The sequence below is a fragment of the Paraniabella hibiscisoli genome (assembly GCF_022512515.1).
Lineage (GTDB): Bacteria > Bacteroidota > Bacteroidia > Chitinophagales > Chitinophagaceae > Niabella > Niabella hibiscisoli.
This window is the reverse complement of sequence record NZ_JAKWBK010000001.1, coordinates 4,596,965-4,614,382: the sequence shown is the minus strand read 5'-3', so window position 1 is coordinate 4,614,382 and position 17,418 is coordinate 4,596,965. Positions and strand designations below refer to the sequence as shown.

General features: G+C 44.2%; 15 protein-coding genes and 3 pseudogenes. 7 read left to right on the top strand and 11 right to left on the bottom strand.

Translation table 11 applies throughout. The features are described from left to right. Nucleotides 1-53: 53 nt before the first annotated feature. The 4 genes and pseudogenes from MKP07_RS28270 to MKP07_RS43070 all read left to right on the top strand — a co-directional run bounded on the left by MKP07_RS28270 (nt 54) and on the right by MKP07_RS43070 (nt 2,914). Nucleotides 54-1,159, top strand: a pseudogene (locus MKP07_RS28270) (DUF763 domain-containing protein). Nucleotides 1,160-1,265: 106 nt separating this feature from the next. After that, a complete protein-coding gene (locus MKP07_RS28265; protein WP_114793126.1) occupies nt 1,266-1,517 on the top strand; it encodes a type II toxin-antitoxin system ParD family antitoxin in 252 nt (83 codons plus the stop codon). Beyond that, the gene (locus tag MKP07_RS28260) at nt 1,510-1,809 is read left to right on the top strand and encodes a type II toxin-antitoxin system RelE/ParE family toxin (RefSeq protein ID WP_240850576.1); all 300 of its coding nucleotides are present in this window, start codon (nt 1,510-1,512) and stop codon (nt 1,807-1,809) included. Before MKP07_RS28265 ends, MKP07_RS28260 begins: the two co-directional genes overlap by 8 nt. A gap of 158 nt (nt 1,810-1,967) precedes the next feature. Next, nucleotides 1,968-2,914: pseudogene (locus tag MKP07_RS43070) on the top strand (aldo/keto reductase). 450 nt (nt 2,915-3,364) lie between these two features. Here MKP07_RS43070 and MKP07_RS28245 read toward each other — a convergent pair. The 6 genes and pseudogenes from MKP07_RS28245 to MKP07_RS28215 all read right to left on the bottom strand — a co-directional run bounded on the left by MKP07_RS28245 (nt 3,365) and on the right by MKP07_RS28215 (nt 11,476). Beyond that, nucleotides 3,365-3,781, bottom strand: coding sequence for a Dabb family protein (locus MKP07_RS28245; RefSeq protein ID WP_240850573.1), 417 nt, complete (start codon nt 3,779-3,781; stop codon nt 3,365-3,367). 34 nt (nt 3,782-3,815) lie between these two features. After that, on the bottom strand, nt 3,816-4,631 hold the full coding sequence (locus MKP07_RS28240) for a DUF922 domain-containing protein (protein ID WP_240850572.1): 816 nt from the start codon (nt 4,629-4,631) through the stop codon (nt 3,816-3,818). Nucleotides 4,632-4,664: 33 nt separating this feature from the next. Continuing rightward, nucleotides 4,665-6,766: pseudogene (locus tag MKP07_RS43885) on the bottom strand (endonuclease MutS2). Nucleotides 6,767-7,832: 1,066 nt separating this feature from the next. Continuing rightward, nucleotides 7,833-8,720 (bottom strand): rhomboid family intramembrane serine protease, encoded by an 888-nt coding sequence (locus MKP07_RS28225; protein WP_240850569.1) that lies wholly within the window; start codon nt 8,718-8,720, stop codon nt 7,833-7,835. Continuing rightward, complete coding sequence (locus MKP07_RS28220) at nt 8,675-9,148, bottom strand: hypothetical protein (protein ID WP_240850568.1); 474 nt, start codon at nt 9,146-9,148, stop codon at nt 8,675-8,677. The genes MKP07_RS28225 and MKP07_RS28220 overlap by 46 nt, the downstream gene beginning before the upstream one ends. 1,773 nt (nt 9,149-10,921) lie before the next feature. After that, nucleotides 10,922-11,476 carry a hypothetical protein gene (locus MKP07_RS28215; RefSeq protein ID WP_240850567.1) on the bottom strand — a complete coding sequence of 185 codons (555 nt, stop codon included), beginning with the start codon at nt 11,474-11,476 and terminating at the stop codon, nt 10,922-10,924. A 135-nt stretch (nt 11,477-11,611) separates the two neighbouring features. Here MKP07_RS28215 and MKP07_RS28210 point away from each other — a divergent pair, with 135 nt between their 5' ends. From MKP07_RS28210 to MKP07_RS28200, 3 genes are read left to right on the top strand one after another with little or no spacing between them, the layout of a single operon-like run. Beyond that, nucleotides 11,612-11,788, top strand: a complete 177-nt coding sequence (locus MKP07_RS28210; RefSeq protein WP_240850566.1) for a hypothetical protein — start codon at nt 11,612-11,614, stop codon at nt 11,786-11,788. A 24-nt stretch (nt 11,789-11,812) separates the two neighbouring features. Beyond that, a complete protein-coding gene (locus tag MKP07_RS28205) occupies nt 11,813-12,292 on the top strand; it encodes a hypothetical protein (RefSeq protein WP_240850565.1) in 480 nt (159 codons plus the stop codon). A gap of 42 nt (nt 12,293-12,334) precedes the next feature. Then, on the top strand, nt 12,335-12,730 hold the full coding sequence (locus tag MKP07_RS28200; protein WP_240850564.1) for a hypothetical protein: 396 nt from the start codon (nt 12,335-12,337) through the stop codon (nt 12,728-12,730). A 613-nt stretch (nt 12,731-13,343) separates the two neighbouring features. Here the strand turns inward: MKP07_RS28200 and MKP07_RS28195 are convergent. From MKP07_RS28195 to MKP07_RS28175, 5 genes are all read right to left on the bottom strand, one after another. Further along, nucleotides 13,344-13,835, bottom strand: coding sequence for a hypothetical protein (locus MKP07_RS28195; RefSeq protein ID WP_240850563.1), 492 nt, complete (start codon nt 13,833-13,835; stop codon nt 13,344-13,346). A 499-nt stretch (nt 13,836-14,334) separates the two neighbouring features. Next, nucleotides 14,335-15,243: a PDDEXK nuclease domain-containing protein gene (locus MKP07_RS28190; protein WP_240850562.1), complete on the bottom strand. Its 909-nt coding sequence runs from the start codon at nt 15,241-15,243 to the stop codon at nt 14,335-14,337. A 493-nt stretch (nt 15,244-15,736) separates the two neighbouring features. Then, nucleotides 15,737-16,357 carry a hypothetical protein gene (locus tag MKP07_RS28185; RefSeq protein WP_240850561.1) on the bottom strand — a complete coding sequence of 207 codons (621 nt, stop codon included), beginning with the start codon at nt 16,355-16,357 and terminating at the stop codon, nt 15,737-15,739. A gap of 12 nt (nt 16,358-16,369) precedes the next feature. Continuing rightward, a complete protein-coding gene (locus tag MKP07_RS28180; protein ID WP_240850560.1) occupies nt 16,370-16,558 on the bottom strand; it encodes a TNF domain-containing protein in 189 nt (62 codons plus the stop codon). Further along, complete coding sequence (locus MKP07_RS28175) at nt 16,531-17,073, bottom strand: hypothetical protein (RefSeq protein WP_240850559.1); 543 nt, start codon at nt 17,071-17,073, stop codon at nt 16,531-16,533. The genes MKP07_RS28180 and MKP07_RS28175 overlap by 28 nt, the downstream gene beginning before the upstream one ends. Nucleotides 17,074-17,418 lie beyond the last annotated feature (345 nt).

Sequence of the window (17,418 nt, the reverse complement as noted above, 5' to 3'; positions counted from 1 at the left end):
AATCTTCAACTGTCCTAAAAACACGGAAGGCTACACCCTGGCTGGCAGCGCGCATGGCGGCATTGGGCAAGGCGATTGTGGAAGAAATTATTGCCGGACAGGGTAAAAGCGCCCTGCTGTCTAAGCTCAGCGACCCCTTCTGGTTCCAGAGCCTGGGCGCGGTGATGGGTATGGACTGGCATTCTTCGGGCATTACTACTTCGGTAATGGGGGCTTTAAAAGGAGCATCAACCCGCTGGCCAGGGAGCTGGGCATCTGCATCTGCGGCGGTAAGGGCCGCCACTCGCGGAACACACCTCAGGATATCCTCCGCTTTGCCGAAACTACCGGCCTGAACGCGCCCGACCTGGTGCGCAACAGCAAGCTAAGCGCCAAGGTGGATAATACGGCCGTGCAGGATGGCTTTCAGCTGTACCAGCACCACTTCATTGTGAGCGACGAGGGCCAGTGGACGGTGATCCAGCAAGGCATGCGCGACAGCAGCGCCACGGCCCGGCGGTATCATTGGCACTCACCATCCGTACAATCGTTTACCGAAACGCCGCATACCAGCATTTACGGGGCCAACCAGGGCACCATCCTCAACCTGACTGATCAACTGGCACGCCCTTTAAAAACGGCTATGATGGAAGTAGCCACCGAAAACCCGGACCGGATGCTGCCGGAAATCGTGAAGATGAGGCACCTGGTAATGCCCGGTCACCACGATGTAAGGGCGAAGGATGTGGACCTGAAGCGCCTGGGCGCGGTGCTATGGCTGGCTCAGGAAAAGCAGGTACAGAACTTTGAAGAGTTGCTGTTGCTGGAAGGCCTGGGCCCAAGAACCTTACAGTCGCTGGCGCTGGTGAGCGAGGTGATCTATGGTCAGCCCACACAGTTTAAGGATCCGGCGCGTTTTTCTTTTGCCCATGGCGGCAAGGATGGGCACCCCTTCCCGGTGCCTACCAAAGTGTATGATGAAACGATCGACACCTTACAGCAGGCCATTCAAAGGGCCAAGCTGGGCCGGCAGGATAAAATGCAGGCGATACAATCCCTATCAAAAATAACGGACCGTCTGGCCGAAGACTTTATTCCGGATGGCAGTATTGACGAGGTGATCGCCCATGAAAGGGCGGAATCCTGGAAATATGGGGGAGGACGGTTTTTGGTAAGGTGAAGCCGCCGAAGAGCAGGCAATTAGATTTGTTTGATGATGAGGGATAGTAAGTGTGTATTTGAAAAAGTTACCAAAATTTGGTAACTTTACGTCAAAAAGAAACGTTATGGGACGCAATACCTCTGTATCATTGGGCGATTACTTTGAAGATTTCGTAGAGCATAGCATTGCCGCAGGGAGGTATAGCAATGCCAGTGAGGTAATAAGGGCAGGCCTGCGATTGCTGGAAGAGGAAGAAAATAAAGTGCAGGCGCTTAAAAATGCCATTGAAGAAGGCATTAATAGCGGCGTTGCTAAAAATTTTGATGCTAAAAAACATTTAGCCCAATTAAAATTGGCAAAGAGAAAAGATGGCTAAATATGTATTAACGAATAAAGCAGTTGAAGACCTTACCCGGATTTGGGATTATACTTATGAAGTGTGGTCAGAAAACCAGGCGGATAAGTATTATGAGTTAATTATTGCTGCCTTTGAGGAAATTGCTGAAAACCCTGCGTTGGGTAAAAGCTATGCAGCGCTGTCAAAAGAAATATTTGGGTTTAAAGTAGGTAAGCATATCGTTTTCTATAGACTGCAGAAGCCCAAAGAAGTAGAGATTCTAAGAGTGCTGCATGCAAGAATGAACTTAAAAAATAGATTAAGAGAATAATTGCTGTTATTTTAGAGCAATATCTCAATAAAATTATTACATAACCCTCTTACACACCGGCAATAAAAACGATTATCGCAGCCCCCGGGAGTAGCTTGCTGCAGCACTTTGAGTTTTAACCAGCCAGTGAAAATAAAAACCGGATTGATAAAAATATTATGGATACCAGGAATCAACCCAACCCAATGAAACGCCGCGACTTTTTACAAAAAACTGCGGTATTGGCAGCTTCTGCCATCTTTTTACCGGCCTTGGGCAATCGTGCCTATAGTGCTGCCCATGCTATAAAAAACAAAAGTGCCGTTCCAACAGTCAAACTCAATAACGGCTTGTTAATGCCCATGCTGGGCTTTGGAACCTATTCACTAAAAGGTGATATCTGTCAGCGTTCTGTGGCTGACGCTATTGCTGTGGGGTATCGCCTTTTCGATACGGCCACCAGGTATGGAAACGAAGCATTTGTTGGGGCAGGCATTCAACAAAGCGGCATCAAAAGAGAAGACCTATTTATCACTTCAAAAGTTTGGGTAGATGACTCCGGGTACGAAAAGAGCAAAATGGCTTTTGAAACCTCTTTAAAAAACTCGGCACCGGTTATTTGGATCTATACCTGATTCACCGGCCAAGAGGCGATTTTAAAGGCTCATGGAAAATGATGGAAGAGTTGTACAAAGAAGGTAAAATAAAAGCCATCGGCATCAGCAATTTTACCCCGGCGCAATATAAAGACTTAATGTCGGTGGCTAAAATCAAACCCGCCGTCAACCAAATTGAAACGCATGCTTTCTTTCACGAGATGGATTCCTATAATGATTTGAAGAAAAATGGTGTACAAATGGAAGCCTGGGCCCCATTTGCCGAGGGTAGAAACGGACTTTTTACCAATCAAACCTTGGCTGATATTGGAAAAAAACACAACAAAACCAATGCCCAGGTAAGTTTGAGGTGGCATTACCAACGTGGCGTAGTAGCCATACCCCGAACGGTTCAAAAAGCACATATGGTGGAGAACCTAAACATTTTCGACTTTAAGCTGAGTCCAGCTGAAATGAAAGCAATTGCAGCTTTAGATCTGAATACTTCTCAATTTCCGGAGTGGACCTAAACCTACCGGCGCTGTTCCTTTACTGGCATTAATCAGCATTACTTTTTATGGTATAAACTTATTTCGGCGCGTCCCCGCTAAGAAAAAACTACGGCTCCTACCCTCGCCTTGTTTTTCTAACCGGGGTCAGGCTATTCGCTGCAAGTCCTCACTACGCTGCGCTTCGTTGCGGGCTTTCCGCTCCTATCCTTCGCGTGTTTTTGCTATCGCACAAAAGCAGCGCTTTTAAAAGGTGAACTATATAAGTCTTTCTGCTGGAGGCTAAATACCACAAGCAGCTCCCGTTAGTGGTGGGCATCAGATAGCTGGGCGATTACAGTATTCCTGTTTACAAATAGCTATGCGGGTACAATCAAGATCATCTATCCAGTTTAGTAGCGCTCAGGTACCGTACAAATCAGCGCCGGCCGGAGCGATTAATACCGGATGATCAGCTATATAAAAGCGCTGTTATAAGGAAATGCCTTCTGCAATCATATCATACACCACTACCCTTTCCCAAAGATGGCTGTACTGGTCTACAAATGCTTTGTGCAGGGGATGCACCTGGTAGTCGTCCTGGTCTTTTACATTATCAAAATACATCAGCTCAGACACATGAAAGCTGTTATCTACCACATCGCGCTTTTCAGTTGATGCGGGAACCCCTACCAGCAATTTTTTGATCTGGGGTATGGCTTTTAAGGCTTGTAAACCCTTTGTCAGCTCCTTTACATTCGCTTCTCCAGGCTCTTTTAACCAAAAGAACACATGATGTACGATAGTTGATTTCTTTAATGGTTCCATATTTAAGAGGCTTGGCGCCGCGGCAATAACCGTGGCATTCTTTATAAATTTCCGGCGCGATGTTGGGTTCAGTTCACTCATGCTTACATTTCTTTCAATAAATATACGCTCAATATCAATTCAGTAAGGCAGCGATCTTTGCCTCCCACTCCTTTTGCTTCACCCTGTTTAAACCATGCGCTGTTTCCTCATCATACACCGCCTGCTCTTGCTGGTATGCTTTTCCAATCTGCCGGGTCATTTCCTTCATCATTTTGGGTGCATCGGCAGCAGTTACCGTTGTTGCATCCAACTGCCTTTGAAGCTTTCTTCGGTAAACTTCTGCTATATCAAAATGGCATTGCTCATGCTGCAGTAAACTATCAGTTTGCTGGCCCGGCTTTACCCAACTGGCATAACAACTAAATTTATTGGTGGCAAAAAAACGGGGTTTGGAAAATAAGGTCAATACATTACTCTCAACTACTATCTCGCAGGCTGTAATAGCGGCAACCTGGAACTTTGAAGGCGACTCAGGAACCTTTGCCTTAAAGTCTGCCCAGGTAAGGCGTCGCTGAGCATCCCATTCTATTTCTATCTCATGCTTCCGGTAATCATCCACCTTATAAATATCTGCATAAATTCTTTCACAGCTGCTCCATTTATCAGGCGCCAGCCGGCGGGTGATCTTAATCACATTAGCCCCATGTGTTCTGGCCATATTCTTTAAATCGCCTATTACCTCGTTATAGCTGCAGTTAGCCGAAAAGCCATTATCTACCGAACGGATACTTCCTATTTTAACGCCATCGTTAATAAAATCATCGCTTTGGCGCAATACCAGCACAAAATCATGCGCCGGTAGCGGAGCCCGTTTTTCAATGATGTTTTTTCCCAGTTTAGCAGCGCATGCCGTCAGGCATACCAGTATTGCCAATGCAATTAAACGCATATATCAATTAGATCTGATGTTTTTTTATACTATCTACGCCGGTGTATTTTCTTTAACCACTATTAAATCGCTCAACTCCACCTGCATGGGCAGTAAACCTATTTTTACCACAGCCCGTTTACTCTTAATTTCTAACACTTCTCCCACCTGGTGATTGCGCTTCATTTTCACCTTATCCCCTACTTTTATATCACCGCCCACTTCACTGTATTTGTTTTCCAGTTTTTTCTGCATTTTGCTGGCCTTTTTACTTTCGGGCCGGTTAAATAATAATGCAGCCATCTGTTTGATCAGCTTGGGCTTATCTTCTTCTTTCTTCCACTCAATGGTAATCTGTTTCAGCTTGCGTTCCATATCCTTCAGGTAGGTAATACGGTCTTCACTTATCTTGTTCTGCTCACGCAATACGGCCACCTGCTGTTTATGGCGCTCTTTATCCATCACCTGCTGCATCTCTTTTTGCAGGCGCTCATTTTCTTTAATCAGGCGCTCCAGTTCCTTATCCTTTTTGGCAATATCCCGCAGATCCTGCTCGGTACGGTTCAATAGCTTATCCAGCCGGTATTGGTCTTCCTCCACCAGGCCCCTGGCTTTTTCAATCAGCCTTTTTTCTAATCCTATCCTTTCGGCAATGGAGAAAGTATAAGAGCTGCCCGGCTTGCCCACAATAAGCTGGTACTGCGGTTGCAATTTCTTTTCGTCAAATGCCATGGCGCCGTTCACAATACCCGCTGTTTTCCCCGCCATCACTTTCAGGTTCAGGTAGTGCGTGGTTACTACACCATACGAATGTTTGCGCAATAGCTCCAGCAAGATCACCTCAGCAAAAGCGCCACCCAGGTTGGGATCGCTACCGCTACCCAGCTCATCAATAAAAAACAGGGTTTTACCATTAGCATTTTCCATAAAATGCTTCATGTGTATCAAATGGCTGCTATAAGTACTGAGCTCAAACTCCAGGCTTTGCGTGTCCCCTATATGAATCATCAGCTGCTTGAAAATACCAAACTCGCTGGAGGGGTGTACGGGTACCAGCAAACCACTTTGTAACATCATCTGCAGCAAGCCAATGGTTTTCATGGTTACCGTTTTACCACCGCATTGGGGCCGCTTATTACCAGTATCCGTTTCGTTTCATCCAGGCTTATGGAAACCGGTATAGTAGGTTTACTGGCTCTTTTATTATATAAATATAAAAGCGGGTGGTAAGCATTTACCAGGTGTACAAACGCTTTATCGTGTACAATAGGAAATTCTCCATTTACATCAACCGCAAATTTAGCTTTGGCCCGCGCAAAATCATATTCTCCAACAACGGTATGATACACGTTCAGCAGATCGGCAAATTTCGAAAGCCTGGAAGTAAGCTGCCTTAATATCCTGTAGACTTCCTTACGCTCCTGGTTTTCCAGGTCGCTGATATCGTTGTTGAGGTGCATGGTATCTTCTGGCTCAATAAAAGCCGTTCTCCGGCTATCGCTTTCGCCATGCAAAACACCTTTTACCGTACGCTTATGTTCAGCAAAAACCGCCAATACCCTGCGGCCATTCATAAAGCTTTCTTCAATGTCGGCCAGGTATCCCTGCTTATTCAATTTAGAAATAATACGGTCAAAGATCCTTCTCAGCTCCGTTCTTTTGCGGTACAGGCTCAGGCGGATATCTTTCAGCTCTTCCGATGCCGAATCTTTTACATTTCCCTGGTCGTCAATGATCTCATCTATCAGCTCAATAATAGCTTTTTCGTAGTAGGTATGCTTTACTATTTCGTATAAACCAGAGTAGGCGCTCTTTCTTTCATCATTAAACCAGCGAAATATTTTTTCAATGCTTTCCGCCAGCTTACGTATCTGTATCAGGTCTTCTCCCTGTAAAACAGCGCCCGAAATAGATAAAAGCTTTAACTCCTTCGCCAGGTTCAAAATATAATCGTTCGGAAAATAAATGCCGTTGATCAGCAACTGCTTAAACTCGTGCGACTGCCGCAGTTCTCCGTCAACAAATTTTTTATGGGTATGAATGCGCAGCTGGCTAGCCTTTTCCTGCGCAAAATTGCTTTGGCAATGCGCCACCAAAAGTTCTTTAACCTTTTCAAACTCTAACTGTAACGCCGCCGATTCGGGGTATAACTTCATGATTCAATCTCTTCTAAAAGTTGCCAAAATTACTACTTAAATCGAACTATTGGTAATAATTGAGCGGCGGCCCAAAAAAGGGAATGGGGAATAGTGAGTAGGGAGGCAAATAGCTAGTAGGGTATGGTAAGTAGCTAGTAGGGAAAAACAATGAACTGGTATCTGACATCTGGCTCCCGTCAATATTCAGCATCAAGTATCTCGTATCTGGCTTCTTCCTATCCTCTGTCAACTAACACGTGTCATCTGATGTGAATGGTCAATGGTAAGTAGGCAATAATAACTAGTGGGGTATAGCAAATAGCTAGTAGGGAAAAGCAATGAACTGGTATCTGACATCTGGCTCCCGTCAATATCCAGTATCAAGTATCTCGTATCTGGCTTCTTCCTATCCTCTGTCAACTAACACGTGTCATCTGATGTGAATGGTCAATGGTAAGTAGGCAATAATAACTAGTGGGGTATAGCAAATAGCTAGTAGGGAAAAGCAATGAACTGGTATCTGACATCTGGCTCCCGTCAATATCCAGTATCAATTATCTCGTATCTGGCTTCTTCCTATCCTCTGTCAACTAACACCTGTCATCTTATGTGAATGGTCAATAGTGAGTAGGCAATAATAACTAGTGGGGTATAGCAAATAGCTAGTAGGGAAAAGCAATGAATCAATATCTGGCATGCGGCTCCTGCCGTCATCCAGCATCAATTATCTCGTATCTTGCTCCTACTATCCTCTGTCAACTAACACCTGTCATCTGATGTGAATGGTCAATAGTGAGTAGGCAATAATAACTAGTGGGGTATAGCAAATAGCTAGTAGGGAAAAGCAATGAATCAATATCTGGCACGCGACTTCTGCCGTCATCCAGCATCAATTATCTCGTATCTTGCTCCTCCTCTCCTCTGTCAACCAACACCTGTCATCTAAGAATCCTCCCCAGCTTTTCAATAACGGCTTCAATCTTTTTATTAACCGCTTCAATTTCTTCATCAAAATGGGTGGATTCTTCGGCAATAGCCCGGTACATGAGCTCGTAGCTTTGTATTCTCAGCTCACAATACTGTTTCAGCAGTCCGTTTCTTTTACTGCAGGCGGCGGTAGCTTGAGCTTGTCAAAGCTTTTTACCAATGCTAAATTTTGGTTCCAGTAGTTAAGGCCCTCATCTCTCAGCACAAAAAGTTTCTCTTTCTTGGGTGTATCCTCTGGTAATTTGAACACAGACAAAGCAAAAGTTTCTGTATCTGTAAATTCTTGAATTCCTTTTTCATAAATCACCAGGTCATTATCCAGGTTTTTATATACGATAAAGGAAGATGCCAATATTACCAGACTCAGCAAGCCTATCGCTTTCCATTTTAAATCCGGCTCCTCTGTATTTCTCAGGCCAGGTAACAATATGTAGCCTGCAATAAAACCGCTTACCAGTCCGCCAATATGGGCTGCATTGTCAATACCTCCTTTAAGGCCATACAAAAGATTATAGCCAACGAAAATACCGATGCTCGTTAGTAAAGACTTTCTTGCTTCTTTTTCAATAAGATCGGTGGTAAGCATGGCCAGAAACACACCGTACATGCCGAATATTGCCCCCGAAGCGCCAGCACTAATGGTAAGATCGTGCCACCAAAGGCTGGTAATACTGGCCGCAATGCCCGTTAACAGGTAGGCTGCCAAAAACCTCGATTTTCCCAGGTAGGGCTCCAGCAGGGAGCCAATATACATCAGTGCATACATATTCAGCAACAGGTGTAAAATACCAATATGTATAAAACAGTTCGTCAGCAATCGCCACCACTGCCCATCAAGCGTAGCGGACTTAAAGTTCGCTCCCCAGCGTACCAGTGCCTCCCCGTCGGGGTTAAGAACATGCACGCCGTTTACCACCATCGCCATAAACATCAGTATGTTTAAATAGATGAGGATAGGGGTAATAAAATAGCCGCGCACCGGCACAAAAAAGAAAGAAAGTTTTTGGTTTCCTCTGTTTTTTCCGCTGATGCTGCCTCCGGCAATTCTTCTCCGGGCTTATGTTGGGGGTCACCGGCAGCGGTTGGCACCTCATGGGCAGCAGCGCCCTCCAGCTCATCTATTTTCGCTAATACAGATGCCACCAGCTCCTGGTTCTTACCCGGTTCTTTCAAATTATAACCTGTGGTGCGGCTGCTGATCTGTGCCAGGTTATTGGCCACCGTTACCGCCAGTTCTGCATTCCAGGAGAAAGCCCCGTTATTGGTATATGCGGTAAAACCGATGTAGTTGGTAAAGCCAATGGTAAGTCCTGCCTGGGTAGCCGCTTGTTGGGCCAGGGTCAAAAAAGCTTCTGTTGTTAATGTGCCCAGCGCCCGCTCTTCTACATGCTCTGCAGCCGATCCTTCTGTCATAATGCGTTACTATATTGGTTGATAAAATATGCAGTTGCAGGGTTAGCTTTTTTCCCAGGTTCAATTGCAGTATGTAAATATAATATGATTTGGGAAATTGTGTATTTCATTTTCAGGCAGATTTGTATCAAAATATTTTTATGTTGGCAGCCCGAAAACTACGGCGTAGCTCTCTTATCTCTAAATTCTGCAACCCAAAAATGCCAGGTGTGTTCCGGGCATAGGTTAGCAGGAGTTTTTCTCTGACTAGCCTATAACGATCTCCAATCTCAAGCGTTAGACCTGTGTGCAGTTTTCATATGTTAACGTTGTATAGATCAGATAAAAGCTTGCTTTGCATACATAATCATTTTAAGAAAGTTCACTCGTACATAACACCATTTAGAGGAATACATGATGTTAGTAATAATGCCGGGGTCGAAAATATTTATAAGTGCTTTAATTTTCTTTCGTCCCTTTTTGCCTGTCTGCCGACAGGCAGGTTTGGTCCCGTCCGAACGCCAGCCCGAAAGATTCATTCTGGCGGGGACTTCATCCGGGCAGGCAAAAGGAACACAAAAGCCCCCGGCGGCACTTATCCCGAAAGCATTCGGGACCGGTAAGTGCTGCCCCGCCCGAACATGCCGTTCGGTACGGGCGGGTATCAACTATGAATATAGTGGTGTGTCCGCCCCTCTGTACCTACCGTGCCAGGGCGGATGCTGATCTATAAATATCTATGCTAATCCATCATTTGCTGTTATTTAATGCGGAGTTTTAAAATACTTAGTTACGAAGATGCCGTCAACGCATGCCAAGCGGCCTTGAAAAAATTGCGTTAAGAAAACAAACGATGGAAGCCGTTAAGAAGCCGCTCCCGATAGCTATCGGGATCCGAGCCCGTAGTATTGCAGTAATTATCTCGCATCTACGGGGCGTCCCGAACCTTCGGGATGGCGGGTTTAGGCTTGTGAGTTTGTTTTTAGCAAATTTTTTCAAAGCCCCGTCCGACCGGTCGTCCGGGCGGGCTTGATTTTTGGCTCCACCTTTCTATCAAGAAAAAGGTGGGGAAAATTCATTGCTCTTTTATGCCCGTTTTTACAACTCAACTATTTATATAATATACGTTCTCCGGTACTTATTACACCTATTGGTAAACTTAAGAAACCAGGTGAGTAAAACAACTTTAAATAGATTTTACATCCCAACATAAATACGCACTCTTAGTCAATGGTGGGATAAATGAATTTGCTACGCACTCTGCAAAGCCACTTCCACCGCTGGCTTTGCAACAGCCTGCGCCCTCAAATGCACTACACAGGCTGCCTCAACCAGGCATGTCACCTTCCAATAAACGGGCAGCAGATTCATCGTATCATCTACAGCAGCGCGGCTCAAAGCATAGCCCAGGGTACGGTTCAGGTCCTGCTTCCAACGGGCGGCAGATTGGTATTTAAAAACCGGCGGAACACCCGGTATGGATCCGCCCTGTCCTTACGGCTCAGCAGGCGCAGCTTTGACCGGTGCCGATCATTGGTATGGGGTGATTGCTCCCCTCCTGCTTCCTGGCCTTGCAGTAAAGTTGCTGCCGCGAGTATCTATTTCCTGACGGGTTGGTTTTACTTTTAAAAACGCTTTATTTAAGGCAGCCCTGGGTGTTAGTATATTAAAAGACATTCTGAATTCTAAAGTTATGGTAGCTGTAAAAATATACGTTTTTTATACACAATAACATATATGCTATTTTAAATATTTATAATTGAACACCATGTACAATACTTCTCTGAACTTTTATCACTTTTTTAGTTCTTCGATTTTACTTCTGGCTTCATTAAAAGGTGCTTCAATATCTTCCCCATCCTTTATAAAAATGGTATTATCCGATCCGTATTTTTCTAGTTTAATATACCAGGTTGCTTTTTCACCGCTTACATAATAACCAACCTGAAAACCATCTACGGTAATAAACTTATTCTCCAGGTAGTCGGGTTTCGATGCAATATCTTTTTCCACTTCAGACTTGAGTGACTTTAATGCCTTTATAACCTCGATTAGATCGGTATACTCGATAGAGGCGGTGTTGTCACCATATTTCCCCTCCTTTTCGATCTGATAAAAATATGCTGATAAGGAGCCGTTAGATATCTTTCGAACCCTTGTTTCAGCAACCTCATATGAAGTTTTAATGCCGGTCAATTTGGTGTCTATAAACTTAGTTATAGCACCTGTTCTTGACACAAAGACATCCATTTTGGTTTTGGCCACATCGGCGTCTTTTTTCACCTCCTGTGAAAATGCAACGCTGCTATAAAATAATACGGCACTTAGGATCATCAATTTTCTTATCATAATGCGTGGTTTGTTTTAATATTCAAGCAAACCTATCAAACTCAAACAAATCAATAGTACGGGAAACCGTAAGAATACTATAAGCACCGCCCTTAAATTCGTAATGAATGAATCTTAAAATTTAAAACATCTATTATGAAAAGTATTGTTGCCATTAAACCCGGACCTAAGCCTAAAAAAGACAACGGCACACCGGATAAAAGAAGAAGAGTAAACCCGGAAAACAAACCTAAGCACCCCGGCTTAAAACCCCATGAACACAAACCCGGCGATCAAAAAAGAGCAAATAGCAACGAAACAAAGAGCCGGTAAGCAGATATAGAATTATATTTACTCATGCTTAACCGACTCCTACCCGATCCTTATAAAAAACAAAAACAACAGCTGCGCGGAGCTTTTCCCAAAATGCTGGAGCCGGAGGTAAATGCTGTGCTGGCCATTCTTCCTTTTAGCCAGAAAAAAGTAAAAGATGGTTACGGACAGGTATATGAAGTTCCTTCGCTCATCCATAAGGATACACATACGATCCAGCTTGCGGGCGAAATGCTTAGCATTCCCTGCCGCGTATATTTCAACGAGCCCAATCAGGAGCAACTGGTTTCGCTTACCAAGGTTCAACAACTCATACTGCATTGCATCTACCTCAAACATCACAACGGATTTATAAGGCAGCAACATCTGGAACAATTAGGGCTTCGTTATGAATACTGGATTACACCATTTGTATTTCAGCTATTAGGCGAGTATATACCCGAGATCATGGAGGTGATTTACCACCAGCTGAATGACCAATTGCTGGACAATTTTCAGCAATAAGGCAAAGAAAATCCGCGGTATTACCAGCAAACGGAAAACCGGATGACGAACTATTGGAACTATTATTACAAACGGAGACATCTGAAGCTACGTTCCTATCCTGGCTACCGCATTTTCCAACGGCTAAAAGCCAACCCCGGAAGTATCCGGTTTATTCAAATAGCAGAAATTGGCATTAATGCGCAGGGGCAACTTTTTATACGCCCCGATCAGATGTCCTTTGAACAAATTCATTCCGCCGACCCCCTTATACACTGGGATGCCGTTAACCAATGGCTATATATTCCAAAACCCGGCCCCTGGCCACAATTGGGCTGGTTTAGGTATATCATCAAACAATGCAAACGAAAATACCACTGCCATTTAGAACTAACAGGGCGTACAATCTGGACTAATATTCCGGATGAATTGAAGCAACAAATGCTGCTGGATAATTAATCCATGTAAAGGTTCGTTGGTGAAAAACACCAACGAAGGCACGAGCGCACAACAATTCGTTGGTGAAAAACACCAACGAAGACAAGCATAAAGAAAATTGATTACCCAATTCCAGCATCAAACTATCTACTGACCACTGTCAATTGTCAACTTTTCCCTCTTCCCCCACCCTTTTTGCGAGTTGTCCCGATCGTTTTGCGAGTTCGCGCGGTGTGGAGCTGAGTTGTTGGGGTTGCCAACCGAGTTAGGGGACAAAAGCTTCGCGCGCGAAGCTTTATACCGCAACGTTGAAGGCAAAAGCTCCCCTTTCAATATCCACAAGTGGGTACCCCCACCTCCCGGCATCAATTGGGGGAGGCAAAAGCTTCAACAACTCGCAAAACCACCGAAACAACTCGTATAGGCTATGAGTTCACTCTGCCTGCCGTTGAGTGAACTCACACCAGGGCTGGACCAACTCCCGCTAAGGCTAACCTCACTCCCCTTTTAGCTGAGCCCACCCACCCCCGGGGTACCCCGCACGCAAAAAAGCCCCGCGAACGGAGCTTTTTACGGGTAAAAGTGCTTAAAGTAGAAAGCATTTGCCGGCGATTTACCCATCCGCCAATAAAAATCAGGCTTCAGGGGCAACCGGTTCGGCCGCAGCAGGCCCCATGCCAGCAAAACGTTGCTTTAGCTGATCGTGCAGGGTTTTGCTACCGGCAATACCGCTGGTAGCTGCTGCACCAAAAATTTTGTAAATGGTTAAAGCGCTGGTATAAGCCTCACTGCCGGCAAGCAACTGCGTGTCAGACAATTTTTCGGCAGTTTGCTGCACCAGTAAAACCAATTCATCCAGGGCATGGTACAGGTCCAGGTCGGCCTGCATGTCCTGCGGTTTTACAAATGGAGGAAGCAGATCGGGATTGTTAACCGCTGCCCTTATGGCATCCTCCGTAAATACCTTGTTGCTTACGCTTACCTTGGGTAAGGTTACACGCTCATTAGGCGTTAACCCCACTAAAAAAGGTAGGGCCTGCTGAATACCGGCAATGGCATTTTTTACAGTTTGCACCGCTTCGGGTGTTAAAGTGGCATTCACACGGTTGATGGTGGTGTTGCTCATTTTTTTGTTTTTTATGATGAATAAATGGATAAACTAACGGTTAGCTGTAAATGATGGATATCTCAAAGGTTCAGCAGATCAGGTTAACATCACTCATTTAAAGCATTAGTACTAAATTATATATTTAATCAATCAGATCAAAGAAGATTTTTATAAAAATTTAGTTAATAGTGAGCAGGAATGATAGAGGGTAAACACACCCGCCTGCTGATGCCTATAAATGTATCGGCCACAGATGCCCGCCGCCCCCTGTAAGACAGGCACAGGTAAAGAAAAAATGGATACCCTTATCGCACCTGTTTCCACCGTGGGTTAAAACACCATTCCGACACCTGCAAATACAGCAAAATACTCCTTCATTCGGGAGACCTTTCGACTCTGTTACGCTCCGCTCTCTAAGGGAGTCCTACGGACAAAGTGATGATCTCTTTTGCCATCAGGGTAAGCTCAATTGCTGTTTTAATCATTCGTGCATTAGTAGTTGAGCTTTTTGCAGCTGCTATTCAGAAGCCTCCGTTTTTTCTATCTCTTTTCTCACTTCATCTAATAACTGTTGCTCCGTGGGCAAATACAACTGATACTTACTGGTTATAATTGTTTTGTTAGTTTCGGGTAGTGTAATTTTCACCATTGCATCGTTTTTGTCGGCACAAAGTAATATACCAATAGTAGGATTTTCAAATTCCTGTTTTTCATAACGGTCATGGTAATTCACGTACATCTGCAGCTGACCCAGGTCCTGGTGCGTGAGCTTCTGGGTTTTAATTTCGATCACCACAAAACACTGTAGCAGCCGGTTGTAAAATACCAGGTCTACAAAATATTCATCGCCTTCAATCTGTAATCTTTTCTGTCGGGCTATAAACGCAAAGCCATTGCCCAGTTCTAAAATAAAATCCTGCAGGTGCGTAATAATCGCTCCTTCCAGGTCTTTTTCGTAATAAGAAGCCTCTCTTTTCAGTCCTAAAAACTCCAACACCATGGGGTCTTTAATAATTTCTTTGGCATCAGCCGGCTGCTTCTCGTTTCGGGCTACCGCCAAAACAGATGCTATATCGTTACTTAGTAAAAGCCGCTCAAACAGCTGGCTGTTTATCTGCCGTTCTAATTGCCGGGCCGTCCATTTTCCCTTTTCTGCTTCTGCTATGTAAAATGTTCGTTTATCTTCATTGTCGATCCGTATAAGTGTTCTATAATGTGTCCAGCTAAATTGCGAACGCAGTGCGTTCGTAATTGGAAACATACGATAAAATTGCCGGTTCATTTCCAATTGTCTTACTGAAAACCCGCTTCCAAACTGCGGTTGAAATGCTTCAGATATAGATTTAATCAGAAAAGTTCCGTAGATAGCGCGGTCTTCGCCTTGCTGCTCTTCTTCAAATATTACTTTCCCGATCTGCCAGTACATTAACACACGTTCAAAGTCAACACTACGTGCAGCTTTTAGCTGTGCATCATTATATGATGATGCGTATTTGTGACAGGATGTTGCTGTTGATTTTCATGGCTTTTATTTTTTATTTGCCTTCTTAATGACGGTTAGCGATACCAACAAGTCCAATAGTCCTATACAGTGGTCATGCAGTTCTATCTGTTCATTTAATAAAGGGAGCTATAATTATGGGTTAGCTGTAAATGAAGTTCAATTCCGGCAAGTTCAGATTAGTATCGCTCATTTAAAGCATTAGTACTAAATTATATATTTAATCAGTTACACCAAAAAAATTACAAAAAGTTAGCTGGTAGTGAGCAGAAATAACGGGTGCCGGCTTTGAACGTTTCGGCCTCGCGTTACTCTTATTGTTCATAAAATTTATTGTTCACGGATTCCGCCTGGATGACCCCAGCCGGACAGGCACAGACAAAAGAGATCTTAATTCACTAACAAATACCCAAACCATTTACTCCTCCGTTACCCTGTACCATCCTTCCCTGATCCTTTGGTTACGATCGGGATATTGCCGGATCTTGTTTTCTATAGATGCTACAACTGCAGTGTCTTCTGTATACGTTAAACTGGTGGAAGGCGCATCAAAAAAATTGCGGTAGGTATAAAAACTAACGCTCAGCGCCTGCGTGTTTTTATTTCTGCCAATAACAATATCGTTACCACTGTGCGATACTACCGGCCATTGAAAAGGCAACTGGCAAAGCGAACTGTTCCAGCTGGCGTTAGGCTTTAACCGCCCGCTTTTTACCTGCTCAATAATGGCCATTCTTTTATTATACAAAACGGCAAAATTCAGCCGGTCGATCCATTTATGGGTGATCCAGCTGCAAAATGTACAATAGAACATCACCGAAAAAACAATAACCTTCGCTATCCTGAGACCGGTTAAAGTCTTACGTTCACGTATGAGTTTCAGTACCTGTATAATAAGGATTACAAACAAAGAAAGGGAAAGACCCAGCCAAACAAGGGCTTCAATAAAATAATCGGCCAGGTAGTATATTAGCACGGTAAAAAACAACCATCCGATAAACACGGCTAACAACGCCTTTTTATTCATAACAATTTTCATGGGCATTGGTATTTAGGGCGCTTGTTTTAGGGTGTACACTTTCTTCATTTTCTCATAAAGCCCGTCCTTCTTTATAGTAAATGAACCGTCTTTAAAAGTAATAATCCGGGTAGACCGGTCTAAAGCGCCTGCTTCGGGCCAGCTGATATAAAAAGTAATCTGCTCTACATCGTCTAACTCATAGAAAGGTATCGAATCCAACGAACCATTAGCCTGGTAGGCCAGGCAGAATCGGGAGAATTCTTTTTTGAAAGGCGGATAGTGTGGAGCGAATCAGGACCCGGCCAGTCAAATTCACTCAGTTGCTCCTCACCCCTTCTTACAGGCCGTAGCGTAAGTGCGCGAAAGGGTTTGCCAAAATAATCATACGCTTTTATAGTTACCCATTCGGTGGTATCGCCTTTTATCAGCTCAACCCTCGGCTGCAGGTTTACGGTAGAGCTATCAATACCTTTCATGTACAATTGATCACCTTTGATCGTCCAGGTGCCCTTGGCCATCACACAACCACTTTCGGTAGATGCTGTAAAGAAATAATAATGATCTGAACTAAGCGAAAGATGATCGTATCCAAAAGGAAACCCATGATCTACCTGGTAATACTTTACCCGCTTGGGCACTGGCTGGGCGCCTGATACGAAAGACAAAAATAGCATGGCTAAAAAAACAACGGCGCCCTTCAGTGCGACGCTCTTCCTGTTTATGGTTGAATACATAGGTTTATTTATAGTATGCTAATAAAATTGTCTTTAAAGATATTAGTTATTTAAGATAGCAACAACACCGGTAGAGGCAAATAAAAGTCGCAATAGCCTGATCATTCGTTGGCGAAAAACACCGGCGAAGGCGTGGAAACTCGCTTGCTAAAGATATAACCATCGGTGCATCCGTGGCTAACCTTTGAGCCCCTGTTAACGTTTCGCATCACCAGGCCTGGTACAATAAATGCTGTGCGCCTCAACAATTCGTTGGTGAAAAACACCGGCGAAGGCGTAAAGGCTTAATCATTCGCGCATCAGTGGCCAACCTTTTCTGCAACGCTGTGACTGCACATTAATGAA